This is a genomic window from Janthinobacterium sp. 64 (assembly GCF_002813325.1).
Lineage (GTDB): Bacteria > Pseudomonadota > Gammaproteobacteria > Burkholderiales > Burkholderiaceae_D > Janthinobacterium.
The window spans coordinates 3985134-4011071 of record NZ_PHUG01000001.1 but is presented as its reverse complement, the minus strand read 5'-3'; the positions used below and the strand labels follow the sequence as shown (position 1 = coordinate 4011071).

Annotated in this window: 24 protein-coding genes; 7 read left to right on the top strand and 17 right to left on the bottom strand. The window is 63.4% G+C overall.

All coding sequences use genetic code 11. The annotated features are described in order from the left end of the window. Positions 1–144: 144 nt before the first annotated feature. Positions 145–3741 (top strand): indolepyruvate ferredoxin oxidoreductase family protein, encoded by a 3597-nt coding sequence (locus CLU91_RS17590; RefSeq protein ID WP_100875196.1) that lies wholly within the window; start codon positions 145–147, stop codon positions 3739–3741. A gap of 194 nt (positions 3742–3935) precedes the next feature. Then, positions 3936–4916 carry a hypothetical protein gene (locus CLU91_RS17585; RefSeq protein WP_100875195.1) on the top strand — a complete coding sequence of 327 codons (981 nt, stop codon included), beginning with the start codon at positions 3936–3938 and terminating at the stop codon, positions 4914–4916. 26 nt (positions 4917–4942) lie between these two features. On the opposite strand, the gene CLU91_RS17580 is transcribed toward CLU91_RS17585, so the two are convergent. Continuing rightward, positions 4943–5965 (bottom strand): substrate-binding domain-containing protein, encoded by a 1023-nt coding sequence (locus tag CLU91_RS17580; protein WP_100875194.1) that lies wholly within the window; start codon positions 5963–5965, stop codon positions 4943–4945. A 438-nt stretch (positions 5966–6403) separates the two neighbouring features. Here CLU91_RS17580 and CLU91_RS17575 point away from each other — a divergent pair, with 438 nt between their 5' ends. Further along, the gene (locus CLU91_RS17575; protein ID WP_157814725.1) at positions 6404–6736 is read left to right on the top strand and encodes a hypothetical protein; all 333 of its coding nucleotides are present in this window, start codon (positions 6404–6406) and stop codon (positions 6734–6736) included. Between the two features lie 7 nt (positions 6737–6743). Here the strand turns inward: CLU91_RS17575 and CLU91_RS17570 are convergent, their stop codons facing one another. Beyond that, the gene (locus tag CLU91_RS17570; RefSeq protein WP_100876788.1) at positions 6744–7787 is read right to left on the bottom strand and encodes an MBL fold metallo-hydrolase; all 1044 of its coding nucleotides are present in this window, start codon (positions 7785–7787) and stop codon (positions 6744–6746) included. A gap of 151 nt (positions 7788–7938) precedes the next feature. Between CLU91_RS17570 and CLU91_RS17565 the strand changes: the two genes are divergently transcribed. Next, entirely contained in the window at positions 7939–8562 is a 624-nt protein-coding gene (locus CLU91_RS17565) for a TetR/AcrR family transcriptional regulator (RefSeq protein ID WP_099761035.1), read from the top strand. Here the strand turns inward: CLU91_RS17565 and CLU91_RS17560 are convergent. Together CLU91_RS17560 and CLU91_RS17555 are read right to left on the bottom strand one after the other, a co-directional pair. Further along, a complete protein-coding gene (locus CLU91_RS17560; RefSeq protein WP_100875192.1) occupies positions 8535–9632 on the bottom strand; it encodes a WD40/YVTN/BNR-like repeat-containing protein in 1098 nt (365 codons plus the stop codon). The genes CLU91_RS17565 and CLU91_RS17560 overlap by 28 nt on opposite strands. A 1-nt stretch (position 9633) precedes the next feature. Beyond that, entirely contained in the window at positions 9634–9903 is a 270-nt protein-coding gene (locus CLU91_RS17555; protein WP_100875191.1) for a MoaD/ThiS family protein, read from the bottom strand. Between the two features lie 92 nt (positions 9904–9995). On the opposite strand from CLU91_RS17555, the gene CLU91_RS17550 reads away from it, so the two are divergent. After that, complete coding sequence (locus tag CLU91_RS17550; RefSeq protein ID WP_035823702.1) at positions 9996–10307, top strand: hypothetical protein; 312 nt, start codon at positions 9996–9998, stop codon at positions 10305–10307. 1 nt (position 10308) lies between these two features. Here CLU91_RS17550 and CLU91_RS17545 read toward each other — a convergent pair whose 3' ends face one another. From CLU91_RS17545 to CLU91_RS17485, 13 genes are all read right to left on the bottom strand, one after another. Continuing rightward, positions 10309–10617, bottom strand: a complete 309-nt coding sequence (locus CLU91_RS17545; protein ID WP_100875190.1) for a 2Fe-2S iron-sulfur cluster-binding protein — start codon at positions 10615–10617, stop codon at positions 10309–10311. Positions 10618–10626: 9 nt separating this feature from the next. Beyond that, positions 10627–11778, bottom strand: a complete 1152-nt coding sequence (locus CLU91_RS17540; protein ID WP_232730787.1) for a Gfo/Idh/MocA family protein — start codon at positions 11776–11778, stop codon at positions 10627–10629. Between the two features lie 9 nt (positions 11779–11787). Then, the gene (locus tag CLU91_RS17535; RefSeq protein WP_100875188.1) at positions 11788–12840 is read right to left on the bottom strand and encodes a sugar phosphate isomerase/epimerase family protein; all 1053 of its coding nucleotides are present in this window, start codon (positions 12838–12840) and stop codon (positions 11788–11790) included. 93 nt (positions 12841–12933) lie between these two features. Continuing rightward, positions 12934–13896 carry a substrate-binding domain-containing protein gene (locus CLU91_RS17530; RefSeq protein WP_100875187.1) on the bottom strand — a complete coding sequence of 321 codons (963 nt, stop codon included), beginning with the start codon at positions 13894–13896 and terminating at the stop codon, positions 12934–12936. Between the two features lie 61 nt (positions 13897–13957). Beyond that, entirely contained in the window at positions 13958–14965 is a 1008-nt protein-coding gene (locus tag CLU91_RS17525; RefSeq protein ID WP_100875186.1) for an ABC transporter permease, read from the bottom strand. After that, positions 14946–16433 carry a sugar ABC transporter ATP-binding protein gene (locus tag CLU91_RS17520; protein ID WP_100875185.1) on the bottom strand — a complete coding sequence of 496 codons (1488 nt, stop codon included), beginning with the start codon at positions 16431–16433 and terminating at the stop codon, positions 14946–14948. Before CLU91_RS17520 ends, CLU91_RS17525 begins: the two co-directional genes overlap by 20 nt. Then, positions 16433–17458, bottom strand: coding sequence for a LacI family DNA-binding transcriptional regulator (locus CLU91_RS17515; protein WP_100875184.1), 1026 nt, complete (start codon positions 17456–17458; stop codon positions 16433–16435). The genes CLU91_RS17520 and CLU91_RS17515 overlap by 1 nt, the downstream gene beginning before the upstream one ends. Positions 17459–17583: 125 nt before the next feature. Next, positions 17584–18171: a hypothetical protein gene (locus CLU91_RS17510; protein ID WP_100875183.1), complete on the bottom strand. Its 588-nt coding sequence runs from the start codon at positions 18169–18171 to the stop codon at positions 17584–17586. 24 nt (positions 18172–18195) lie between these two features. Continuing rightward, a complete protein-coding gene (locus CLU91_RS17505) occupies positions 18196–19107 on the bottom strand; it encodes a glycerophosphodiester phosphodiesterase (protein WP_100875182.1) in 912 nt (303 codons plus the stop codon). Further along, entirely contained in the window at positions 19082–20722 is a 1641-nt protein-coding gene (locus CLU91_RS17500; protein WP_232730786.1) for a hypothetical protein, read from the bottom strand. The genes CLU91_RS17505 and CLU91_RS17500 overlap by 26 nt, the downstream gene beginning before the upstream one ends. Position 20723: 1 nt before the next feature. Next, positions 20724–21587, bottom strand: coding sequence for a hypothetical protein (locus CLU91_RS17495; RefSeq protein WP_157814724.1), 864 nt, complete (start codon positions 21585–21587; stop codon positions 20724–20726). Positions 21588–21614: 27 nt separating this feature from the next. Next, on the bottom strand, positions 21615–22652 hold the full coding sequence (locus tag CLU91_RS17490) for a hypothetical protein (RefSeq protein ID WP_100875180.1): 1038 nt from the start codon (positions 22650–22652) through the stop codon (positions 21615–21617). Beyond that, positions 22649–23527, bottom strand: coding sequence for a hypothetical protein (locus tag CLU91_RS17485; RefSeq protein WP_157814723.1), 879 nt, complete (start codon positions 23525–23527; stop codon positions 22649–22651). Before CLU91_RS17485 ends, CLU91_RS17490 begins: the two co-directional genes overlap by 4 nt. A gap of 72 nt (positions 23528–23599) precedes the next feature. Between CLU91_RS17485 and CLU91_RS17480 the strand changes: the two genes are divergently transcribed. Together CLU91_RS17480 and CLU91_RS17475 are read left to right on the top strand one after the other, a co-directional pair. Beyond that, the gene (locus tag CLU91_RS17480; RefSeq protein ID WP_100875178.1) at positions 23600–24997 is read left to right on the top strand and encodes a caspase family protein; all 1398 of its coding nucleotides are present in this window, start codon (positions 23600–23602) and stop codon (positions 24995–24997) included. 85 nt (positions 24998–25082) lie between these two features. Further along, positions 25083–25904: a hypothetical protein gene (locus CLU91_RS17475; RefSeq protein WP_100875177.1), complete on the top strand. Its 822-nt coding sequence runs from the start codon at positions 25083–25085 to the stop codon at positions 25902–25904. Positions 25905–25938 lie beyond the last annotated feature (34 nt).

Genomic DNA, 25938 nt, shown 5'->3' with positions numbered 1-25938 from the left:
CGTTCTACACTGACCCCATTAACTATTTTAAATTTAAAATAGTTATGTGCCGCCCATACGCGGCCATCCCGTCTGCACAGCGCGCGCCTTACCGGGTGCGCCCCTTGTACAGCCGTTATCTGAAACACCCTTTTGGAGACAGCCATGTCCGTGACCACGGAAAACGGCTCTGCAGCGTTCGTTAGAAACGCCGGTGCCGCGCCATCTACCCCGCTTGAACCTTCCCGTTTGACCAGCGTCAGCCTCGACGACAAATACACGGCCACTTCCGGTGCCATCTTCCTGTCCGGCATCCAGGCCCTCGTGCGCCTGCCCATGATGCAGCGCCTGCGCGACCAGGCTGCGGGACTGAACACGGCCGGCTTCATCTCCGGCTACCGCGGTTCGCCCCTGGGCGGCCTGGACGAGAACCTGTGGAAAGCGAAAAAGCAGCTGGAAGCGCACCACGTGCAGTTCGTGCCCGGCGTCAATGAAGACCTGGCCGCCACGGCCGTCTGGGGTTCGCAGCAAGTCGACCTGATCGGCCCGGCCAAGTACGACGGCGTGTTCGCCATGTGGTACGGCAAGGGCCCGGGTGTGGACCGCTGCGGCGATGTCTTCAAGCACATGAACCATGCGGGAACGTCGAAACTGGGTGGCGTGCTGCTGGTGGCCGGCGACGACCATGGCGCGTATTCGTCGACCCTGCCGCACCAGTCCGACCATTTGTTTTCCGCCTCGATGATCCCCGTGCTGTATCCGTGCAATGTGCAGGAATACCTGGACCTCGGCATCCACGGCTGGGCCATGTCGCGCTTTTCCGGCTGCACGGTAGCCTTCAAGGCCCTGGCCGACACGGTCGAATCGTCGGCCTCCATCGACGCCGACCCGTTCCGCGTGGAAGTCAAAATCCCGCAGGACTTCATCATGCCCGAAGGCGGCCTGAACGCGCGTCTGTCGAGCATCCCACTGGGCCAGCAGGCGCGCAACCAGGAAGCGCTGATGCAGGACTACAAGATCTATGCGGCGCTGGCCTACGCGCGCGAGAACAAGCTCAACCACACCACCATAGCCAGCCCGAACGCCAAGCTGGGCATCATCGCTTCCGGCAAGTCCTACCTGGACGTCCTGGAAGCGCTGGAAGAGCTGGGCATCGATGAGCAAATGGCGGCCGACGTGGGCATGCGGCTGTTCAAGGTCGCGATGCCGTGGCCGCTGGAGCCGGACAGCGTGCGCGAATTCGCACAAGGCCTCGATGAAATCCTCGTCGTCGAAGAAAAACGCCAGATCGTCGAATACCAGCTGAAGGAACAGTTGTACAACTGGCGCGACGACGTGCGCCCGCGCGTGATCGGCAAGTTCGATGAAAAGGGCGAATGGGTGGCGCCGCGCGGCGAATGGCTGCTCACCTCGAAGGCGGATTTTTCCGTCTCGCAAGTGGCGCGTGTCATCGCCAGCCGCATCGCGCGCCTGATTTCCGATCCCGTCACCTGCGACCTGATCAAGGCTCGACTCAGTTTCCTCGACGCCAAGGATGCGGTATTAAAGAAAGCCGTGAATACGCCGTTCCGCCCCGCCTTTTACTGCTCCGGCTGCCCGCACAACACCTCGACCAAGGTACCCGACGGCAGCCTGGCGCTGGCCGGCATCGGCTGCCACGTGATGGCCACGTCGATCTACCCGGAAATGAACAAGCTGACCACGCACATGGGGGGCGAAGGCGCGCCGTGGATCGGGCAGGCCGCTTTCTCGGAATTGCCGCACGTATTCCAGAACCTCGGCGACGGCACGTATTTCCATTCGGGCTACCTGGCCATCCGCGCCGCGCAGGCGGCCAAGGTCAACATTACCTACAAGATTCTGTACAACGACGCCGTCGCCATGACGGGCGGCCAGCCCGTGGACGGCCTCATCACCGTGCCGATGATGGCGCAGCAAGTGGCAGCCGAAGGCATCGCCCGCATCGCGCTGGTCACGGAAGATTTGAGCCGCTACAGCGACCGCAGCAACCTGCCCGCCCACCTGACCTTGCATGACCGCAAGGATATGGATGCCGTGCAGCGCGAATTGCGCGAAGTACAAGGCGTGTCCGTGCTGATCTACGACCAGACCTGCGCGGCCGAGAAACGCCGGCGCCGCAAAAAGGGCGAGTATCCGGACGTGGCCAAACGCATGGTCATCAACGACGCCGTCTGCGAAGGCTGCGGCGATTGCGGCGTGCAGTCGAACTGCGTGTCGATCCTGCCGAAGGAAACGGAATTTGGCCGCAAGCGCACCATCGACCAATCCTCGTGCAACAAGGATTACTCGTGCGCCAAGGGCTTTTGCCCCAGCTTCGTCACCGTCGAAGGCGGCAGCCTGAAGAAGACCAAGACGGGCGCGAGCAAAGCGGGCGAGACAGACAACTTCGGCCCGCTGCAGGATCCGGTGCTGCCCGCCTGCGACGCGCCGTACAACATCCTCATCAACGGCATCGGCGGCACGGGCGTCATCACCGTCGGCGCCCTGATGGGCATGGCGGCGCACCTGGAAGGCAAGGGCGCGTCCGTGCTGGACATGACGGGCATGTCGCAAAAGAACGGTTCCGTCACCTCGCACGTGAAAATCGCCAGGTCGCCCGCGCATATCCGCGCGCAGCGCATCGCCACCGGCGAAGCGGACCTGATTTTAGGCTGCGACATGCTGACGGCCGGCGCGCAGGATGCCGTGTCGAAAATGCGCCCGGGCCGCAGCCTGGCCGTCGTCAACCTGCACGAGCAGCCGCCGGGCACGTTTGCGCAGAATGCGGACTGGCAATATCCGACGGCCGAAGTGCGCCAGCTGATCGAGGAATCCGTGGGCGGCGCCGACGCGGCCGACTTCATCGACGCCACAAAATTAGCCACCGCGCTGATGGGCGACTCGATTGCCGCCAACCTGTTCATGCTCGGCTACGCCTGGCAAAAGGGCCGCATCCCGTTGACGGAAGCGGCCTTGCTGCGCGCCATCGAACTCAATGGCGTGGGCATCGAGTCGAACAAGAAGAGTTTCCTGTGGGGCCGCCGCGCCGCCGTCGACGTGCGCAAGGTGACGCAGATCGCCACGCCGTCGCAGGCGATCCTCGTGCAGATGCCGCAAAGCCTCGATAGCGTGATCAAGAAGCGCGTGGAATTCCTCACCGCGTATCAAAATGCCGCGTATGCGGATGGTTATGCGACCCTGGTGAAACAGGTGCGCGACCGCGAAAACACCCTGGGACTGGGCCAGAAGCTGTCGATGGCCGTGGCGAAAAGCTATTTCAAATTGCTCGCCTACAAGGATGAATACGAAGTGGCGCGCCTGTACACGGATGGCCGTTTCGTGGAGCAATTGCAGCAGCAGTTCGAAGGGAATTTCTCCGTCAAATTCAACCTGGCGCCACCGCTGTTTGCCAAGAAAGATGCCAAGGGTCACCTCGTGAAAGCGGAGTTCGGTTCCTGGATGTGGCGCGCCTTCCAGCTGCTGGCCAAAGCCAAGGGGCTACGGGGCGGCAGCTTCGACGTCTTCGGCTACACAGCCGAGCGCAAGATGGAACGCGCGCTGATCGTCGAATACCGCGAACTGCTGGCCGGACTGCTGGTCAACCTGACGGCGGACAAGCTGGCCACCTGCGTGGAACTGGCGTCCTTGCCCGAGAAAATCCGCGGCTTCGGCCACGTCAAGGAAGCGGCCGTCGATACTTACCGCAAGGATAAGGCGAGATTGCTGGCAGTGCTGGCACAGGGTAGCAAGAGCGCGGCGTAAACCCTGCTGCATGCAGCGCGTGGTGCCCTGCGCCGCTACCGGGATGTTGCCGGTGGCGGCGTTTTTACGTTCAGGGCGAGTAATCGTTGCCGTTCCATTGTAATAAAGATACATTTTATGTAAGATTCATGCGCGCAAGTGCCATGTGAACGAAGACGCTCGCCTATCCCGACGCAACGCCATAGGACAAACAATTGGATTTCATCGATTCGTACAGAGCGCCCGCCTGCCGTATTGTCGCGGCAAAGGAGGGTGCCGTGAAAGCAATACTGTGCCTCAGTTTGCTGGCTTTCTGCTCTGCGAGTGCGGCCAAAGAAGATAAGTGGCAATCATTTACCTTCAGCAAGACCGTGTTGCAAGATGGCACCGTTCTGGGGGCAATACTATTGCCTGTTCGCCTGGACGATCAACGCTGCTTGATGCAATTTGATACAGGGGCGGGACGAAGCATACTTTACCAATCCTTGAAGCTTGCTCCCCCTCATGCCCAGCTTGCGACTGCTTCCTATACGCTTCAAATCGGCACCTTCAAGTTGCCCGCACCGTTCTTGCCGCAGTCGCCAGCAACGGCTGGAACCGGGCCCATGGCCACATGCAAGGCAACGACGCTCATTGGAACGCTGGGAAATGATGTATTACAAGGTCAGGCCATCAGCCTGGATCTTTCCCAACAGCGCTTTCGCATTGGCAAGAACGGGACTGAAGCGAAACCCAATGACACGATCGTGGATCTTGAAATAACAGCGGCGCATGATGGCTTCGTGCCCATGGTCAAAGCCGAGGGATTCGCGACTGGCACGCAAAACCTGCTGTTTGACACGGGCAGTGCAAGCATGGCACTCGGCATCTTCCGGGAAAGTGACTGGCTGCAGGCAGTAGGCCGGACGAGCCTGGAAGGCGCGCATGTGATGACCGCCAACGCCTGGGGCAAACCGCTGACGTGCTTTCAAGCTCCCATCACGCGGAATATCCGCGTGGGCCTCTTCACGCTACCGGAGGGCGCCGTGGCCAGTTACTGCACCAAGGATAATGTTGCCATTTTTGCTAGCAGGCCCGAATTCGGCCTGCTCGGCTTAAGTCCGTTCGCAGACAAAACGCTCGTCATTGACTTCACGAAGAGCCGATTGCTGATACGGGCGAATACGGCGAACACGGCGAACACGCCTGGAAAATAAATATGCAGCGCCTCTCTTGCCGCGCCTTACGTATCTGACGCGTCCGCGCAGCGCCCCACCGTCGCCCCCGGCAACAGCACCGGCTGCCAGATTTCCTGCAGCCGTTCCGGCGGCGTGCCAGCCAGCAGCGATTGCAGCATTTCAACCATCTTGGCGCCGGCGCGGCGCAGGTCGGGCTGGTCGATGGTGGTGACGTTGATGCCGATCAAAGTGTCTTCCACATTGCCCCAGACGATGACGGAGATTTCCTTGCCGATCTCGATGCCCGCATCCATCAGCGCGCGCACCACGCCCACGCCGGACAAATGGTTGTCGACGATGACGGCCGTGGGACGGGGCGAGCAGGCCAGCAATTGCTGCATGGCCTGGTAGCCGCTGCGGCGGTCAAAAGTATTGTCGAGCAAATAGGCGGGATCGACCGGCATGCCCGCCTGCGCCATACAGCGGATAAAGCTTTCCTTGCGCTCATAAGCAAAATGCAAGTCCAGCGGCGCGCTCAGCAGGGCGATGCGCTGGTGGCCGTGCGCCGCCAGGAAGGACACGGCCAGGTCGATGCCCGTATCGTTGTCGTAGTCAAAATACGCGTACGGCGCGTCGATGCGCGTGCGGCCATTCGCCACAAAGGGAAAGCCGACTTTTGTCAGGTAGGCGATGCGCTGATCGACCACCTTGGTGCGGCCCACCACCAGGCCATCGACCTGGTGCCCGCGCACCATGGTTTCATACGAGGGCTGTTCATTCTGCGGCGACACGGGGGCGATGATGAGACTCATCTTCGACGCTTCCACGGCGTCCGACATGCCATTCACCACGGAAAGAAAGACGCTGTCACCCAGGTCGCTGGGCAGCAGGGGATAGATCATGCCCAGCACATTGGTGCGGCCGACAGCCAGGCTGCGCGCCAGCGGGTTGGGCCGGTAGCCGACTTTCTTGGCGGCGGCCAGGACGATTTCACGGGTGCGGGAATTGACTTCGGGATAGCCGTTCAACGCCCTGCTGACTGTCGTTTTCGACATGCCGAGGGCAATTGCGAGGCTCTTGAGATTCATGTGTTAACGACCTGTCTGTATGGCAAAAAAAACCAACTCTGACCGTCCATTATAGCCCAGAGCGCCAAGCAGCCCGCGTATTACCGTGCGTTACCATGGTAAAAAAAACAACAACATATTGACTATTTAAAAAGCAACATTTTAACTGTGACCAGTCCTGCCATCTTCGCAGCGGGACATCGGCCGTGGCAGAGAGGAAAGGGCAAGCAAGGGAAGCGTGCACTCACTTTGAGCATAGCGTCGCCTGCGTCGGCATGCCAGTTCAGCAACACAGGGCGCGCACGATAAATTATCAAGAAAACATAATTAGCTGGAACTATGCGAGAATTTGTCCTACTCTTGATTCAGGTGAAGATTACCTGCAGACATGTCGCGCCCCCCCGGCCTGCATTCTTCCTCTTCTGCGCACACCTGGACATACTTTCAAAGGTGAACAATGTGGTCACGCTAACGTCCGTCAACAATCTGCAAGCCTCGCTGGCCACGGCGCAACGCCGGGTCGAGCAAGGCCAGAACCAGGTAGAGCGCGACAGGGAGCAACTGGCGCAAAGCCGCCAGTCGCTGGCGCGGGAACAGGAGTCGCTGAGCCAGACGCAGCGCAGCAGCCAGCAAGCCCAGGCCAATGCCCCTGCCACCGTGAAGGCGCCGCAACTGGATCAGGCGATCAAGCTGGCCGTACCGCAGCAAGCGCTCCCCGCCACGCCGAAAAGCACGCCCCAGCTGAACAGCTATGGCCAGACCCTGGGCCGCCTGATCAGCGTAACGGCTTGAGCCAGCTTTACCGGGCCATTTCCTCTTCCAGCATTGCCAGCCACCACTTATTCCCCTTCTGCGGTTGCGTCAGGTCGACCGTCTCGCCCATCTGCGGCGTGGCCAGGTGCACGCCCTGCTTGGCCGCCAGCCCCGTGATGCGGTCGAACGGTTCATGCCAGGCGTGCAGCCCCAGGTCAAAGGTGCCGTTATGCACGGGCATGAGCCACTTGCCGCGCAAGTCCAGGTGGGCTTGCAGGGTTTCCTCCGGCTGCATGTGCACGTCCGGCCACAGCTTGTCATACGCCCCCGTCTCGATCATGGTCACGTCAAACGGGCCGTACTTGTCGCCGATCTGCTTGAAACCGTCGAAATAGCCAGAGTCGCCGCTGAAAAACACGCGCACGTCCGGCGCGTCGATGACCCACGACGCCCACAGGGTTTGATTGCCATCAAACAAGCCGCGCCCCGAGAAATGCTGCGAGGGGGTGGCGACGAGTTTCACGCCGGCAATCGTGGTGCCCTGCCACCAGTCGAATTGCCGCACCTTGGCCGCCGGCACGCCCCAGGCAACCAAGGTATCGCCCACGCCCAGCGGCGCAACAAAGTGCTCGGTCTTGGCGGCCAGTTGCAGCACGGCGGCATGGTCGAGATGGTCGTAATGGTTGTGCGACAGGATGATGGCCTTGATCGGCGGCAAGTCAGCGATGCTGATGGGCGGCTGGTGGAAACGCTTCGGTCCCGCCCACTGCACGGGCGAGGCGCGCTCGGAAAACACGGGGTCGGTGAGGAAGAATTCGTTGTTCAGTTTCAGCAGCAGGGTCGAGTGACCGAGGCGAAACAGGCTGTTGTCGGGCGCGGCCAGCAATTGCGCCTGGGTCAAGGCTTGCACGGGCACAGCCGCGGCCGGCACCGTACTGTCGGGCTTGTCAAAGAGAAAGGTCCACATCAGCTTGAGCGTGGCCGCCGTGCCCAGCTTGTGCATCTGCACGGGATTGCGGAACTTGCCATCGTGGCGTTGCAAAGATTCAACAGGCGCAGCAGGCGCGGCGCGCAAGGTGCAAGAACTCATGATGATCAGGACTCCCAAGAATAAGATGCGGTACATATGCGATCCGGTCAATAAAACACAAGGATTAAATTACACTACACAGAGTAGTTCCTATTCCTGGCAAAGTAAACCAGGAGGTGTAAAATATTGTTTTCAAAGGAGATTTCCCGCCATGGCCGCACCGCAACGCCTCACCGACCGCAAGCGCGTCGCCATCGTCGATGCCGCCATCGCCGAGTTCCGCGAGCACGGTTTTGACGCGACCAGCATGGACAGGATCGCCGCCACGGCCGCCGTTTCCAAGCGCACCGTGTACAACCATTTCCCCAGCAAGGACGAACTGTTCGCGGAAATCCTGCAACGCATGTGGGAAAGCAGCGTGGCCCAGCCCGCCGTGCCCTATCTTGCGGACCAGCCGCTGCGCCCGCAGGTGCTGGCCCTGGTCGAGCAGAAAATGGGCTTGCTGTGCGACCCGGCATTCATCGACCTGGCGCGCGTGATCTTCGGAGAAACCATCCACTCGCCCGCGCGCGCGCAAGCGATGGTGGCGCGCCTGAATGAAAAGGAAACGGGCCTGTATCTCTGGATCCGCGCGGCGCAGCAAGATGGGCGCATCAAGGCGGGCGAGACGGTGGAAGTGGCGCACCTGCTGATGTCGCCACTAAAAACCTTTGCATTCTGGCCGCAGATCACCATGGGTGAGCCTCTGCTGGGCCCGGCACGCCGGCGCGAAGTGGCGGAACTGGCCGTCGATATCTTCCTGTGCTACTACAGCGTGGCAAAACAGACGGCATAAACAGGCGGCAAGTGGGCAGAGATGGTCTGCCAATGCTCGCCCCCGTCGCTCGAATACCAGGCGCCGCCCGTCGTCGACGCCATCACCAAACTGCGCCCATCGTCGGCCAGCGCCAGCCCATGGCGGTAGATGAGGTCGTAGCAATGCTGCTGCGGCAATCCCGCGCGCAACACCTCGAACGTTTTTCCGCCATCGCGCGTGCGCGTGACGGCCAGCGCGCCATCGATGGGAATGCGCAGCACGTCCGCCTGCGCGGGCACGAACCAGGCCGTATCGCCATCGCGCGGATGCACGGCGACGGCAAAGCCGAAATGCGACAGCGGCGCCGTCGTCACTTCCTGCCAGTGCCAGCCGGCGTCCTGCGAGCGCCAGATGCCGTTATGGTGCTGGCACCACAGCGCGTCCGGCGTGCCGGTGCTGCGCACGATGCGGTGCGGATCTTGCACGGCCTCGTTTTCATCGAGCTCGGGCGGCATGTAGTCGGCGCGCATGCCCGTCGCGCTCAAGGCCCAGCTGGCGCCGCCATCGCGCGTTTGCCACACGCCGCCGCAGGACACGCCGACCAGCACCTTGTTGCAGTCGCGCGGGTCGACGCAAATGCTGTGGATGCCGGGCACGTCGTAGCCGCCGCCAAACCATTGCGCCCGCTGCGGCACGTTCCACAACGATTCCACCAGTTGCCAGCTGTCGCCGCGGTCGCTTGAGCGGAACAGGCCGCCAGGCAGGGTGCCCGCCCACAGCACGCCGGGCTGGTCCGCGCCACCGGCCGCCAGCGACCAGATCTGCCGCAAGGTCCAGTCCACCGTATCGCTGCTGTCTTCCGGCTTGGCGGGATAGGCGGGCACGGCGATCTCTTGCCATGTGGAACTGCTCCTGTCCAGGCGGTGCAGCTTCGCGCCGAAGTGCCCCAGGTTCAGGGCGACATACAGGGTGCCGTCGCGGCCATCGTGCAGCAGCATGGAGACGGGGTCGCCGGCAAACTGCACCAGCGCCAGCTGCCAGGCGCCGGCCGCATCGACATCGAACTGGAACAGCCCCTTGCGGGTGCCGAGATACGCGCGTTGGCTCATGTCAACCTCCGGAAAGTGCCTGCAAGATATACACCTGACTGTCCGGCCGCAAGGCATCGTCGAGCACGCGCCGCTCGCGGCAACGCGCACCGTCGATGAAGATCACCACGTTGGGACGCAGGGCGCCCTGCTCGTCGAGCACATAACCGCGCAGGCGCGGCTGCTGCGCAAACGCGGCATCGAGAGCGGCGCGCAGGCGTGGTACATCGACGTCCACGGTGGGGACGTCGATGAAACGTGCCAGCTGTTGCGTAAAATGCAGATGCGCCATGCTGCCCTTCGACGTCGTCGGCCTCGACTCATTCTAGTCCGCTTTACGGCCAATACAATTAGAATAGCGGCAAGCACACAAGGAGGCCAGGCATGACGATTACCCCGGAAGAACTAGCGGTGCTGATGCAGGAAGTGGAAGTGGCCGATCCCATCGATTTTGCCGACCTGCCTTTCGACGAGCAGGAATTGCGCGGGCTGATCGCCAACCACCTGTGCGAGATGGCCGACGCGATGGAAAGTTTCAGCCCGGAAGACCGCAACCTGGCCCTGCTGGCCGTGGCGGCCAAGCTGGTGCTGGAAAACCTGGTGCTGCACGTGCAGCTGCTGCGCCGCCACGGCTTGCCCGTGAGCGACAGCGTGGACGCGCTGCTGCAGCGGCTCAAGGGCGGCAAGTCCTCCTGATTCAGGCGCCCGTGCGCACGGCCCGCGCCTGGATGGTGAGGTCGCTTTCCGCCACGGCGACGCAGGGCAGGATGTAGCCGTCGAGCCGTTCATCGGGGCTGATGCCGGGCCAGTCCACCGTATAGCGCACCTTTCCTTCAGGCATGTGACACAGGCAGGTGCGGCAAGTGCCGTTGCGGCAGGAACTGAGCAGGCGGATACCGGCCAGCTCGGCGGCGGCCAAGATGGTCGTGCCCGCTTCGGCCGGGAATTGCCAGCCTTGGGGGACAATGGTGATGGTAAAGGTGGTGATGGTTAAGGGCGCGCTCATGCGCCCAGTTTAACAGTCCGCCAAGGTGGTCCAGCTGGCGCCCGCCGCGTGGCTGCGCAGCACGGCTTCCGCAAAGGCCAGGCCCGCCAAGCCGTCCATCACCGTCGGCAGCCAGCGGGCCGCCTCCGGCACGGGCAAGCCCGCTTGCAAGGCGCGGATGTGCAAAGCCGCATCCAGGTACAGCTGGGCGAACGCTTCCAGGTAGCCTTCAGGATGGCCGGCCGGCACGCGCGTGGCGTGGCGCGCCGCAGCGCTGTCGACCCGGCCCGGACGCAGCAGTTGGCGGTTGCCACCCTGCGGCGTACACCACAGCTCATTTGGTTTCTCCTGGTCGAAGTCCAGCTGCGCCTTGCTGCCGAACAGGCGCAAGCGCACCGTGTTTTCGCAACCGGTCGCCACCTGGCTGGCCCACAGGGTGCCCTTGGCGCCATTCGCATAGCGCAGCATCACCTGCACGTGGTCGTCCAAGGTGCGGTGCGGTACAAAGGTCGACAGTTCCGCCAGCACGGACTGCGGCGTCAGTCCGCTGACGAACTGCGCCAGGTGGTAGGCGTGCAAGCCCACGTCGAGCAGGGTGCCGCCGGGACCGGCCTTGTGCGGGTCGTTATGCCAGTTGCCCTCGTTCATGCCACCCGCCGCGATGGCGTCGGCCAGCCAATCCTGCGAATATTCCACCTGCACGAGGCGCAGCGCGCCGATCTCGCCCGCCTCGACCATGGCTTTCGCGTGGCGCAGCAGCGGGTAGCCGCTGTAGGTATGCGTGAGCGCAAACAGCAGGTTTTTTTGCTCGGCCAGCGCCGCCAGTGCCTGGCCTTCCGCCAAGGAAATCCCCAGCGGCTTGTCGCAGATCACGTGGATGCCCGCTTCCATGAACGCCGTGGCGACGGGCGCATGCAAGTGATTCGGCGTGACGATGGCCACGGCTTCGATGCCGTCCGCCCTGGCGGCCTCCGCCTGCGCCATGGCGCGGTAATCGCTGTAGCAACGGTCCGGCGCCAAATGCAGCGCGGCGCCACTGTCGCGCACGCGCTGCGGGTCGGACGACAGGGCGCCCGCCACCAGTTCATACTGGTCGTCGATGCGCGCCGCGATACGGTGCACGGCGCCGATGAATGCGCCCTGCCCGCCCCCTACCATGCCCAGCCGTAAGCGTCGCTGCATGTCGTTTCCTTATTTCAAGCCAAGCAAATGATTGATCTGATGTTGATCCACCGTACTGCCCGCGAAATCGTCGAACGCATGTTCGGCCACGTGGATGATGTGTTCGCGGATGAAACGCGCGCCCTCTGCCGCGCCATCTTCGGGGTGCTTCAGGCAGCATTCCCATTCCAGCACGGCCCAGCCAGGAAAGTCGTACTGCGCCATCTTCGAGAAAATCGCCTTGAAGTCGATCTGCCCGTCGCCGAGCGAGCGGAAGCGCCCGGCCCGGTCTTGCCAGTCGGCATAGCCGCCATACACGCCCTGGCGTCCGTTCGGCCGGAATTCCGCATCTTTCACATGGAAGGCCTTGATGCGCGCATGATAAATGTCGATGAAGGCGAGATAGTCGAGCTGCTGCAGCACGAAGTGGCTGGGGTCGTACAAGATCGACGCGCGCGGGTGGTCGTTGACGGCGGCCAGAAAGCGCTCGAAGGTCACACCGTCGTGCAAATCCTCGCCCGGATGCAGCTCATAGCACAGGTCCACGCCGGCCGCATCGAACGCGTCGAGGATGGGCAGCCAGCGCTTGGCCAGTTCGGCAAATGCCGTTTCCACCAGGCCGGCCGGGCGCTGCGGCCATGGATACAGATACGGCCAGGCCAGCGCGCCGGAAAACGTCACGTGCGCCTTGAGGCCCAAGCGCTGCGAGGCGGTGGCCGCCCACAGCAGTTGCTGCGTGGCCCAGGCCGTGCGGGCAAGCGGATCGCCACGCACGTGCTCGGGCGCAAAACCGTCGAACAGGGCGTCGTAGGCGGGATGCACGGCGATCAGCTGGCCCTGCAAATGCGTCGACAATTCCGTCACCTGCAAACCGTAGCGCGCCAGCAAGGCTGTCACGTCGTCGCAATACTGCTGACTGGCCGCCGCCTGTTCCAGGTCGAACAGGCGCGGCGCCGTCGGCAGCTGCAAGCCCTTGTAACCGAGGCCGGCCGCCCATTGCGCCAAGTGCTCGAGCGAGTCGAACGGCGGCTCGTCGCCGAGAAACTGGGCCAGGAAAATGGCCGGGCCCTGGATGGTTTTCATGTCAATGTCCTGTTAGATAAAGCCGGGGTCAGACCCTCAATGCCGCTAACGCACAGGTCATTGCTAGCGGGCGAGGGGGTCTGACCCCAGAATTTAAAAAGGCGAGTTCGGAAAGTAAAACTGCTTGGCGTTCTCGCGCGTGATCAGCACCGAGGGGATGATCGTATTGGCCGGCAATTTATCACCTTTCAGGCGCGCTTCCGTCGTCAGTTTGATGGCGTCGTACATGAATTTCGGCGAGTACGATACGTCGGCCACGATCAGCGGGTCGGAACCGTCCATGATCTTTTTCACCGCGCCCTTCGCGCCCGCGCCGCCGAACACTTGCTTGATGTCCGTACGCTTGGCTTGCGCGATGGCTTTTTGCACGCCGATGGCCATGTCGTCATCGGCGGCCCAGACGGCGTCGATGTGCTTGAAGCGGGTCAGGTAATCCTGCATGACCTTGAAGGCATCGTCGCGGTTCCAGTTGCCATATTTGGCGTCGAGCACCTTGATCTCGGGATGGTCTTTCATCACGGCACTGAATGCATCGTAGCGTTCGTTGTCGAGGGTGGTCGGCATGCCGCGCAGTACGACGATATTGCCCTTGCCATTCAGGCTTTTCGCCAGATACTCGGCCGGCAGCTTGCCAAAGGCCGTGTTGTCGCCCGCGATGTAGGCATCCTGCGACTGCGTGTTCGTCAAGCCACGGTCAACCACCGTCACATACACGCCCTTGTTTTTCACTTGCGAGACGGGCTGCGTCAGCGAGGCCGACTCGATGGGGAAGATCACCAGGGTGTTGATCTTGTTCACCGTCAACATGTCCTGCAACTGATTGGCCTGCTCGGGCGCCGTGGCGGCCGTCTTGACGATGATTTTCAGCCCCGGATGGGCCTTTTCCAGTTCCGCCTTGGCCTGGTTCGCCCACCAGACGATGCCGGAAGTAAAGCTGTGCGTGGCCGTGGGAATCGCCACGCCGACCACCAATTTCTCCGCCGCCTGCGCCGGCCCCATCGCCCACGCCTGCATCACCAGCACTGCCATCCCTGCTACCCGTCTAAAGCTCTTCATGCTGCTCTCCTCCAAGGTTGTGGGCGCCCGTTGGCTGCCCTTTCAGAACGCCGCTGTATTTTTATTTGCGGCCTCGCTGCAGGAAGGCGACGGCGATGATCACCACGCCTTGCACTGCGGCATTCAGGTAGACACTGATGATGCTGGTCAAATTCAGGATATTGCTGATCACGGACAAGAGGATGGCGCCGATCACGGTGCCGACGATGCGCCCCTCTCCCCCCTTCAGCGCCGTGCCGCCGACGACGACGGCGGCGATGGCTTCGAGTTCCCACAGCAAGCCCGTCGTCGGCGTGGCCGAACCCAGGCGCGGCACGTACAGCACCGTGGCGATGCCCACGCAGACGCCCAGCAGCATGTAGGTGGCAATCTTGACCTTGTCGACATTGATGGCCGCATAGCGCGCCACTTGCTCGTTGGAACCAATCGCCTGCACATGGCGGCCAAAGGTCGTGCGGTTCAAAATGATGGCGCCGGCCGCCGCGACGAATAAGAAGATCCAGATCGGGATCGGCGCACCCAGCACGCTCGTGTAGTACACGGGGCTGTACAGCTCGGACAAGGTGGCGTCCAGGGTCAGCGCGCCGCCATCGGCCAGGTAGGTGAGCACGGCGCGGAAGATGCCAAGCGTGCCCAGGGTAACGATGAACGGTTCGATATTGCCCTTGCTGATCAACAAGCCATGCATCAAGCCAAAGCCCGCGCCCAGCACCAGCGCCATGGCGATGCCCAGCACCAGCATGGTGATCGGCGCCAGGTCGCCGCCCGCCCCTTGCGCCAGCGCATTCATGAAATAGATCATGCAGCCGGCGATCAGCGCCGCCATCGAGCCAACGGACAGGTCGATGCCGCCGGAAATGATGACGAAGGTCATGCCCACGGCGATGATGCCGATGAAGGCCGTGCGCGTGAGCACGTTCATCAGATTGTCGACAGTGGCGAAGTCGCCGTTGAGCAAGGTGCCCGCGATGCACAGCGATAACAGGCCCAGCACGGGGCCAAAGCCTTTGATGCGCGCGCCGAAGCTAGCAAGCGGGGATACGGTGGTGTCAGTGCGTGCCGGTTGCATGGGCAATCAACTCCTCTTCAGTCAGGTGGTCAGCAGACAGGGTGGCTTGCAAGGTGCCGGCGCGCATCACGGCGACCCGGTGGCACAGGCCAATCAATTCGATCAGTTCCGATGAAATCACGATCACGGCGCGCCCTTCGGCGGCCAGGCGGTGGATCAAAAAGTAAATGTCGCGCTTGGCGCCCACGTCCACGCCACGGCTCGGCTCGTCGAGCACGACGACACGCGGGTCGGAATGCAGGTATTTCGCCAGCGCCAGCTTTTGCTGGTTGCCGCCCGACAGCATGCGCGCGCGGCTGTCGAGGTCGCCCGTGCGAATATTGAAATCCTCGACGGCCTTGACCAGCGCCGCTTTTTCCCCGGCCACATCGAGCCACGGCCGCGCATAGCGCTCCATCGTCATCATCGTGAGGTTTTCGCGCAAGCCCAGGTTCACATGCAGACCTTTTCCCTTGCGGTCTTCGCTCAAATACGTCATGCCGTGCTGCATGGCTTGCCTGGGGGTACGGATATCCACGGGCTGGCCATTGAGATGGATCACACCCGCGCTGCGCGGACGCAAGCCCAGCAGCGCCTCGAACGATTCCGTGCGCCCCGCGCCCACCAGGCCCGCAAAGCCCAGCACTTCGCCGGCGCGCACCTCGAACGACAGCTCTTTCGACCAGCCGGGCACGCACAAGCCATCGACCTTCAACAGCACAGGAGCGTCTTTCGCCAGCGCCACTTTGGCCGGGAACATGTCGGACAATTCGCGCCCCACCATCAGGTTCGCCATTTGCTGGCGCGTGAGGCTGGCCGTCGGCTCGCGCGTGACGAAACGCCCGTCGCGCATGACGATGACCTCGTCCGTGTTGCGCTCGACTTCATCGAGCTTGTGGGAAATGTAGAGGATGGTGACGCCATCCGCTTTCAGCTGCGCCATCACGGCAAACAAACGCTGCGTCTCCGACGACGTCAGGGTGGCGGTCGGCTCATCCATGATCAAAAAGCGGGCGCGGCGCGACAGGGCCTTGGCGATTTCCACCAGTTGCTTTTCAGCCACGATCAGGTCGCGGATTTTCGTGTCGGGCGAGACGTCCAGGCCCACCTGTTTCAGGTAGCGCGACGCTTCTTCGCCCATGGCGGCCTCGTCCAGCAGCCAGCCGCGCGTCTTTTCGTGGCCTAAAAACATGTTTTGCGCCACCGTCAGGTGCTCGGCCAGATTGAATTCCTGGTGGATCAGCACGATGCCGGCGCTCTCCGCCGCGCGCGAACTGCCAAAGCGCTGGGGCTGGCCATCGATCAGCAACTGCCCTTCGCTCACAGCCTCGTAGCCGGCGAGGATTTTCATCAGGGTCGACTTGCCGGCGCCATTTTCACCCAGCAAGCCATACACGCGCCCGGGCGACAAGGTAAAACTGACGCCATGCAAGACGCGCACGGGGCCGAAATCCTTGCAGACCCCCTCGAAACCGACGGCAACGCTCACTATGCACTCCCTCGCAAAATTAATTGGTGTTGCAGCAGCACACCGGGCACGCTGGCTGCCGGGTTCGCCAAACGCTGCAGCAATAATCGCGCCGCCGTCTCGCCCAGTTCGCGCATCGGCTGGGCAATCGTGGTCAAGCCCGGATTGATCTGCGCGGCGATGGCGATATCGTCGAAGCCGATCACGGCCACGTCTTCGGGCACGCGCTTGTTCAGTTGGCGCAGCGCGCTCAGCACGCCAATGGCCAGGGTGTCGGAGACGGCAAAGATGGCCGTCGGCGCGTCGGGCTGCGCCATCATGCGCAAGGTGGCGGCCGTGCCCGCTTCGTAATCGAGGCTTTGCACTGTGTGCACCCACTGCGGCTGCACGGGCAGGCCGGCGGCAGCCAGGGTGTCCAGATAGCCTTGCTGGCGTTGCCGCGCATACAGATAGCGTTCATCGGAGTTGATCAGGCCGATGCGCGTATGGCCGCGCGACAGCAGATGCGCGACGGCGTCGGAGGCGGCGCGGTGATTGTCGATGCCGACATAGGGCACGGCCACGGCGGGGTCAAATTCGCAGCACGCCACCCATGGCAGGCTGACGGATTCATGCGACAAGGCATGCTGCACCGTGTCCGGGTCGAGGCAAATGGCGCCGTCGGCGCGGTGCATGCGCAGCAAGTCGAAATACGAGCGTTCGCGGCCCGCGTCGGCGCCCGTATCGCACAGCAGCACAAAGTAACCGTGTTCGCGCGCCACCGTATCGATGCCGCGCACGATCTGCGCATAAAACGGGTTGCCCACGTCGGGCACCATGGTCAAGAGCATGCGGCTCTCGGCCGTGCGCAGGCTGCGTGCCAGGTGGTTCATGCGGTAGCCGAGCGCGGCCACGGAAGCGAGCACCTTGTCGCGCGTGGGCGCCCGCACCCCGGCCTGCTCGTTCATCACGCGCGAGACGGTAGCCACCGACACCCCCGCATGCGCGGCGACGGCGCTGATGGAGACGGTTTCTGTCGGCAAAGAAGACGGGACGGCTGGCGGCATGGGGTTTTTCACATAAATGTAATCGATTACATTTATAGGCCAGTGTCGCGCGCGATGCAAACATTATTGATGCTGCGGTGCGCAAAAACTGTGCAAAAAGCGGCCCTGCGCGGACCGTCGGTAAGCTATTTCTGGGGCTGCAAGGCGTTCTGCTGCACGGCAAAACCGGCGCGCACGGCGGACAGGGCCGCCACCCACAGGATCAGGCCGGCACCGAGGCAGCCGACTGGATGGATGGGGCCATGGCGCAGGGTCAGCGGATAGCCGATGGCCCACACGCACAGCGCCATGCCGATGGCCAGGTGGCGCCGCGCCTTGAACAGCCAGGCCAGCGGAAAGAAATGCAAGCCCACGATCAAGATGACGGCAGGAATGAACCACGCCTGCAAGCCCATGTTTTTCAAGATATTGCCGACGATGAAGATGGCGATCCATTGCCCGGCGTTCACGATATTGAACAGCCGGCCCACGCGTTTGGCCTGCGGCGATTGTTCCGCCGCCGCATGCGCGGCCCTGTGGCGGCGGAACTGGCGCCACGCCAGCATGAACAGCAAGACGGTGATTGCGGCAACCGGCAGCAACCTCAAGGGATGCGCGCCATACGTCTGCACGCACCAGGCGGCCACCCACAGGCCGCCAAACAGGGAAAAGAACATGGCGCCAATGGCGCTACGGGCTAGCGCTGCGGCGGGGGCGATGTTTGGCAGGGTCATGGCGTGGTCTCTCGGTGAAAGCGCTTACTTCATCATCGCGCAAAACGTTTCGGGATTGCCGTCAAGGATGACGCCGCTGGGCAGGCGGTGGCTGCGCTGCTGCGCCCGCAACAGCGAGGCGGCCAGGGCCGAGTCGCCATCGACGGCATACACGAAGACGGGCATGTTCAGGCCGGCCGCGTCGGCCAGCAGGTTCGGATTGGCGTCCAGGCTGCGCGCATCGACGTGCACGCCCGTTGGCATGCCGATCTGCTGCTGCACGCGCTGCAGCCACGGCTTGTCCAGCTTGGGTGGGCGGGCATTTTTCGCGATATAGCGGCTGATCCGGTTCGCGCCGGCCGCCTGCGCATTGCGCGCGTCAAACACGAGCAAACCCAGGTAACCCTGCGGATCGGCACGGCGCGCGCAAGCGAGGTTGTTCGGCACGCCCGACGTCAAGAACCAGTTGCCGTGCTTGATATTCGCGCGCAACTGCCCCACCAGAGTGGCGATCGGCGCGCACGAGGACACGACGTCCTTGATTTCCGCATTCAGGGTTTTGGCCGGGAAAGCGGTGGCCAGGTCGGCAACATCGCTGACGAACGGCGGCGTTTCCGGCGTGGCCACGCCACGGTTCTTCATGCTGGCGGCGCGCCAGTCGTCGGCCGTCAACTGCTTCACGGTACGGGGCGAGCCCGTGTCGACGACTCTGCCCGTCAGCAGATCGTGGTGCACCACCCAGCTGCCGTCGCCCAGCAGTTGCAAATCCGTCTCGACGCCGTCCCAGGTGCCGAAATACGTGTTGCGCAGCGCGCTCAGCGAGTTTTCCGGCGCATTGCCGGCGCCACGGTGGGCGTGCACCTTCATGCCCAGGCAGTCCGCCTGCGCGGCCGTGCTGAACATGGAAAGCAGCAAGGCCAGGGCAGCCGCCTTATTTTTGTTGCGGGTGATAACCATATTCGATTCCCTGCAAAATATTGATGCGGATCGCTTCGTTGACGGGGTAGCTATAGCCCTGCCCCACCGCCACGACGTGCGTGATATTGGCCAGCAAACCCTTGCCGGCAATTTGCCAGCGCGTGCTGTCGTCGGCGGCCTGGCGGTTCCAGTCCAGCATCTGGCGGAACAAGTCGCTCTTCGTGACGTTGTTGTCGAGCAGGGACAAGATACCCCAAGTGCCGAGGAAAGCGCCGGCCAGCACGCCCGTGGCGATCCAGGCGGAGCGGCGGCTCAGCTGGCCATCGGCGCCCGCCTGCTCGCCGCGGCGCGCCGCCAGCACCAGCAAGCCCACCGTGGCGATCAGGTACAGCAGTTTCGAGAAGTGGCCGATGGCACCCAACAAGGAGAAAAACAGGGCGACGGGCGGCACGATGGCCGCGCGCGCCGCTTCCTTGCCCTCTTCAAAATACTTGCCGCCCACTTCGAAGTCACTGCGGCTGGCACGGTATTCCACCAGTTTTTCCGCCGTCTGGCGCGCGGCGAACTGGTCGAACAGGCGGCTGAACTCGGCGGGACTCGCATACGCCTCCTGCACCACGGCGCCTTTCGGCAAACGCAAGCCCTTGCTCGCTTCGCTGCCATCGCCGCCGTCCGGCCCGTCGCGCAACACGGCCTGGATACCGGGGCGCGCGACGAAGGCGGGGAAGGACAAGCCAGGCGGAATGCGCTCGCCCTTGATGCTCAAGCCTTTGCTGGCCGCTTCCGACGCATAGCGGCGCTTGACGGCGGCGCGGAAGCTCAACTGGTCGGCCGGATGCCAGTTGGCCGACACCGGCACTTTCTTGCGCACATTGTTGACGACGGCCGCCTTGCGCCGCGCCGGCACGGAATGCGGCTGCCAGCCATGGCGCGACAGGCTTTGCCGGTAATCGTTCCACGCCGTTTCCTGCTGCTGGCGCAAGCCCGCATCGTCGTCGGGAATCATTCCCGAATACAATTTCCACTTGTCGTGCACTTCGCCAATCGCCTTCTGATACTTGTCATAGTAACCGGCCGCGCCGCCGGCGATCTTGCGGACATTAAAATTGATCAACTGCTCCTTGGCCGGCTCCATGCGCTCATCGAGGTGGCCCACCGAGACGGCCAGGAAGGGAAACAGCGCCAGAAAAGCCTTGCCTTCGGGCTTGGCGAACAGGGTGGCATCATCGACCAGGCCCTGCAATTGCAGGCTGCCGCCCACCAGCGAGCGCTGCATCAATGTCGTGTTGAAGGCCAGGCGGCGAAATTGCGCATCGCGCGTTTCGACCAGCACCGTGACCGTGGTCTTCAAAATGCCGAACACGACCGCCGCCGTGGCGACGCAGCAAAAGAGGATCTTTTTCCAGCTGGGGCCGCTGCCATTGTTCTTCAGGCGGCGGCGCCACATCAGCTGCAGCACCACCAGCGCGGCGGCGATGCCCGACAGGCTGCGGCCATAGAATTCCACGCCTTCCACGTCGTGCGGCTTGACGTCGCCGCCCACCACGTCGAGCAAGCGGGCATTGAAGCCCAGCTCGAAGCACAGGTAAATGATCGTCAGGACGATCAGGATCAAGGTCTGCCGGATTTGCAGACTGCGCAAACTCGCGGCCATCTTATTTCCTCAAATCGATGACGACGGGCTTGATCTCTTCGGCCTGGAAGATCATCGGCGCCGCAGGGGCAGCCGCTGCGGCACGCGGCGCGGGCAGGCTGATGGCGGCGGGCGTTGCCGACCTGGCGGATGGTTCCTGGCGGCGTGCCCTGGCGCTGGCGCGGCTGCCCGTTTTCGGCGCGGCGGCAGGCGCCGGAGCGGCTGCCGGCGGGGCCGGGATCACGCGGCCGCTATCGTTGCCGCTCCCAGGCACGGTGACGATGGCGGGACCCGTGCCGCGCAAGGCATCGTCGGCAAACGGCTGGGCGCGCGTATCGACGCCGGGCGGCACGGCCACGCTGGCGTTGAGCAGGCGGTTGTCCGTGTAGATCATGCGCGACAGGCGGTTGTAGTTGGGAAAGTCGATATTCAGCGATTTTCCATCGGCCGCCAGGTCCACGCGGGGGCGGTCCTTGCAATTGCCGACCGTCCACTGCAGCACGTCCGTGCCCTGGAAGGCCAGCACTTCATAGCGGTAGGCGCAGCCGCGCTCCTGGGTTTCCACGATCACCACGGTGCGCTCGCCCACGTTTTCCACCCTCGCCACGCGCGCCGTAATCGCATTGGCCAGCGGCACGACGCGAAACGCCTGCGACAGCTTGATCGAATACTTGCCCTGCGGATCCTTGCGCAAAGTACCTTCCGTGCCATCGCGCAGGCGGAAGGTGGAAATCGGCGTGCCGAACAGCTCAGCCGTATCGAGCCCCATCAACACGCCGCCACGGCCGTTCGGCGTCATGGCGCAGCCCGTCAACAGGACACCGGCGGCCACGCCGGCGATCAACTTGCGCCAGTGCGCGGATGCAAAACTCTTATACATTGTCATGCTTGATAACTTTCTCTTATTTCTGGGTCAGGGATTGATGACGGCCAGCGGATTGCCCGGACCCGGTGGCGGCAAGACTTTCTGGCGGTTGCGCGACAGCACGGTGAAGGCGCCCAGGGTGTCCGGTCCGGCGACGATTTCCAGCTGCTCGCGCTGCAGCCACGTGCGGATTTCCGCCTCGCTAGCCTCGGCGCGGAACAGCACGCGCGTGCGCACACCCGTCTCGACGCCGCTGCCGCCGTTGCGGAACTCCGCATTGCCGACCACGGCCTGATCTTTCGGCAGGAACAGCCACGCCGATTGCACCACCATCACGCTGGCGGCCACGGCCGTGACGAGCTTCAGCCAGCGGTTTGCATTGGCCGCCCGCATCGGCGTGGTGATCGGCACCGCCGTCTGTGGCGCAGCGGCATCGGCCGAGGCGATCTGCAACTGCTGCAGCCCCTGGCGCAGCAATTGCCGGTACGCCACGCGGCCATCCTTGCCCAGTTCGCTCGACAGCGGCGTGCCCGTCAAGGCGTAATCGTCGCCGGGCAAGGCCACGCGGGCGATCAGGCCGGGCGCCGCCGTAGCGGCATTCGCGCGGCCATGCCGCTCCAGCCAGCGCGCCGCCTGCAGGCGCTCCTGGCTGAACACGCCCAGGCAGGCGCCCAGGTCCGTCACGGCCAGGCTCACGGGCATATCGCACAGCACCAGGCCCGCGCGCGGGTCGGCGGGCGCGTCGCGCTCTTCGACCACGAGGCCGCAGGCATCCGCATACGATGCGTCCGGCGTGACGAGCCAGCCGCGCCAGCGCTGCCGCGAGCTGTCCCAGGCGTCGAGCAGCACGGCGCCAAAGCCGGGACGGCGCGCCAGCAAATGAATCTGCCCGCCCGCGATGGGCCGCGCGGCCAAGGGCGCCGCATCGCTGCGGCGCTCGAAACGCTGCAGCAAGTGTTCTGGCACGGCAATGCCGCGCCAGTCAGGGGTAGTGCCGCTCACATCCGCGTCCAGCAATTCGGCGGACGACGGGGGCGATGGCAGGCGCGCGGCAACGATGGCCAGCGAGGGCGTCAATGCAGTCATGCCGGTGGCCTTTCATCAGGGTTCGGGTGGGTGGACGCGGGGTCCGTGTGCAGGGATAACGCGGCCAGGCACAAGATATCCAAAACTATTTGCGCCGCCTGCATATCGCGCGCGGTCAAGACATCGCCCACGCGCAGCTTGAGCAGGGTCAAGACCCAGCTGCCCAGCAAGGTGGCGCGGTGGGCCGGTTCGACGATCTGGCGACCGGCGCTGTCCGCCTCACCCTTCTGCCTGTGCACCAGGCCTAATTTTCCGCCGTGGTAATGCGCGGAGGCGATCTGCTCGGTCAGTTCCTTGACGGGCATGCCGCCGCAGCCGCAATGGCGCAGCAGCAAGATCAAGTCACGCGGCAAGGTGGTAATAAAACTGTCGGCCGCTTCGCGCACCTGCTGCGGCGTCAGCTGGTAGTCGCGCAGCGGTTCGGCATACGCGTCGGGCGCCGGCAAGTCGCAGCCCTCTTGCGCATCAGCATCTTCGTCATTACGCTGCTTGCGCAGCTGGTCGATGATGAAGCGCTTGAAGTACAGGAACAAAGCACCGACGTGGTGGGGCGCCGCGTCGCTGTCGCCGTGCAGGACTTTTTCGATGAAGAACTGGTGGCGCAAATCGGCCAGGGAATCACCGAGCGATGCCGCCTCGCGCGGGCGGCATGGGGTCAGCGCAGCGATGACGCGCTGGTAAAACTCGCCCAGTTCGCCTTGTGTCAGTTGCTGGCGGCGGGTCCAGAAAGCATGAATCCGTTCAAATTGTTCCGATTGCACAGCCGGTCCGATCGTGTGTTGGGGTGGCGCGCGCCACTGGCCGGCGGCGGCGCACAGGCAAACAAGCAATACGCTGGCCAGACAAGAGAAACTTGTCAGTAAGGTAAAATGCATTTAAGCAATTTTCTCATATCACAGTAAAAATCGCTAACTTTTGTTACTTTCACGACAATTCCAGAGACGCCGATGCATCGCCTGATTCCCCTGTTTTTGAGCTTCATCTTTCTACTCTGCGCTAACGTCGTGCAAGCGGCCGTAGGCAACGCCGCCAGCGGCCCCGGCAAGCGCATCGCCCTGGTGATCGGCAATGCGGCCTATCCGCAGCCTCTATTGAATCCCGTGAACGATGCGCGCGCTATGGCCGAGCGCCTGCGCCGCCTGGGCTTTGAAGTGCTGTTGCGCACGGACATCAATGCGCAGCAGCTGCAAAAGGCGTCGGCCGAGTTTTCCACGCAGGCGCGCGGCGCCGATATCGCCCTCGTGTTTTACGCGGGCCACGGCGCGCAGGCGGGCGAAGCGAACTATGTGCTGCCGCTGGGCGCCAACATGAATGCGCTCAGTGCGGCTGCCATCGCCGCCCAGGGCGTGTCCGTCTCCAGCCTGGCAGGCGATTTGCAGCGCACGGGCGCGCGCGGCGCCGTGCTGATCCTCGACGCTTGCCGCCAGGAATATACGCGCGGCGGCGCCGTGGTGCTTCCTGGCGGCGGCAATGCGGCCAGCCACGGCTTTGCCGACACGCAAGCGCCACGCGGCGTGGTGATCGCCTATTCGGCCGGTCCCGGCGCTCTGGCGCGCGATTTCTGGTCGCCCGATTCGCGCAACAGCCCGTACACGAGCGCCCTGCTCGACGCGCTCGATGCGCCCGGTTTGCCGATGGGCGACGTGTTCTCGCAAGTGGCGGCACGGGTGGCCGCCATGACGCACGACGTGCAAAAGCCCCGCGTGTCGTTTGGCGAAACGTCGGCGCGCCTGGTGCTGAACATGGGCAGCGGCAAGGGCGTCAGCCAGGCAACGCCAGGCGTGCTGGCCGGCGCGCAAGGCCAGGGCGGTGTGCGCGCACCGGTCCCGGCGCCAGCGCCAGCGGTGGAAAAGCCGGCCGCACCGGGCGCCAAGGTGTGGCCAGGCAATGTGCTGCAAGACATCAACTATGAAATCCGCATGCAGATCGCGGCCCGCCCGTTTCCCCGCCAGCAACTGGAAAAGCGCGCGCGCGGCGGCGATCTGGTGGCGCTGACGGCCCTCGGCTATGGCATCGGCGGCGGCGATGCGGGCATCAAACAGCCGAAGGCGGGCATGCAGTGGCTGGAAAAGGCGGCCGCGAAAGATTTTCCCATTGCCCAGACCTATCTGGCAGAATTGCTGATGGTCAAGGGTGACCCGGCCTCTTTGAAACGCGCCGGCGTGCTGCTGGACGCCGCTTCGCAGGCCGGCTACAGCCCCGCCCATGCGTATAAATTCGACCTGGCGCGGCGCACGGGCGCGCCGCCGCAGGATGCGGCCCGGCATTTGCAGGATGCCTTCATGGGCTTGATGAAGGATTACCAGGGCGCCGCCAAGGACATGATGCAGCCACCAAAAAAATAATTCAAAATAATTTTAGATTTCCCTGAACTGCCCCCGTTATCCGTGGGTACATGCAATAGAGCATGACAGTGACCAGGGAAATCCCATGCAAACTTCGATCCCAGCAGCAAGCACCACCGGCCAACGCGGCCGCATCATGACCTACCAGCCCAGCGGCCTCGGCACCGTCAGCATCGAGGGCGTGCAATATCCGTTTGACGTCAGCAAGCACTGGCGCTCGGACACGGCGCCCGTCCTGAATGCCGTGGTTGACGTCTGCCTCGACGCCAGCGGCACCATCGAGACCCTGCACGTCGTTTCTACCCAGCAATTGGCGCAGGAAGACATGGCCATCGCGGCAAAACTGGCGCGCGCCAAGGGCCAGCAACTGTGGAGCAAGGCCGTCTCCATGCTGGGCCTGCCGGTACTCGCCAGCATCGGCGCCCTGCTGGCAGGCGCCTTCCTGTTCAATGTGCTGGATATGCGCCTGTATGGCAACAGCAGTTTCAGCTTCTGGGAAATGCTCGGCATGCCCATCGACAATCTGGAACGCCTGTCGCAAGGAACCCGGAGCAGCTTTACCTCGGGCCGCTTCTTCTTCCTGCTGGCGATCGGCGCCTGCTTTGCCAGCCTCTTCATCCACAACGCCAAGGCCGCCCTCGGCAAGGCCGCCCCGCTGCTCTTCCTGCTGATCTACACCGCCAGGCTGACCATGACCGTGCGCGACTCGGTCAGCGCCTCGACCGCCGGCGTGCAAAGCATGCTGGGCGGACGCAACAATGAAATCGCCAGCCGCATGGCCGATGAAATGCTGTCCCAGGTCTGGCGCAGCATGTCGTTCGGCGTCGGCACCTACCTGCTGCTGGCGTCTGCCATCGTCCTGGCCGCCTACGGCTATGGCGAATACAAGCGCAAGACCATCGGCTAACTCCCCGTCCCGCCACGCTCCGTTCAACTCACAC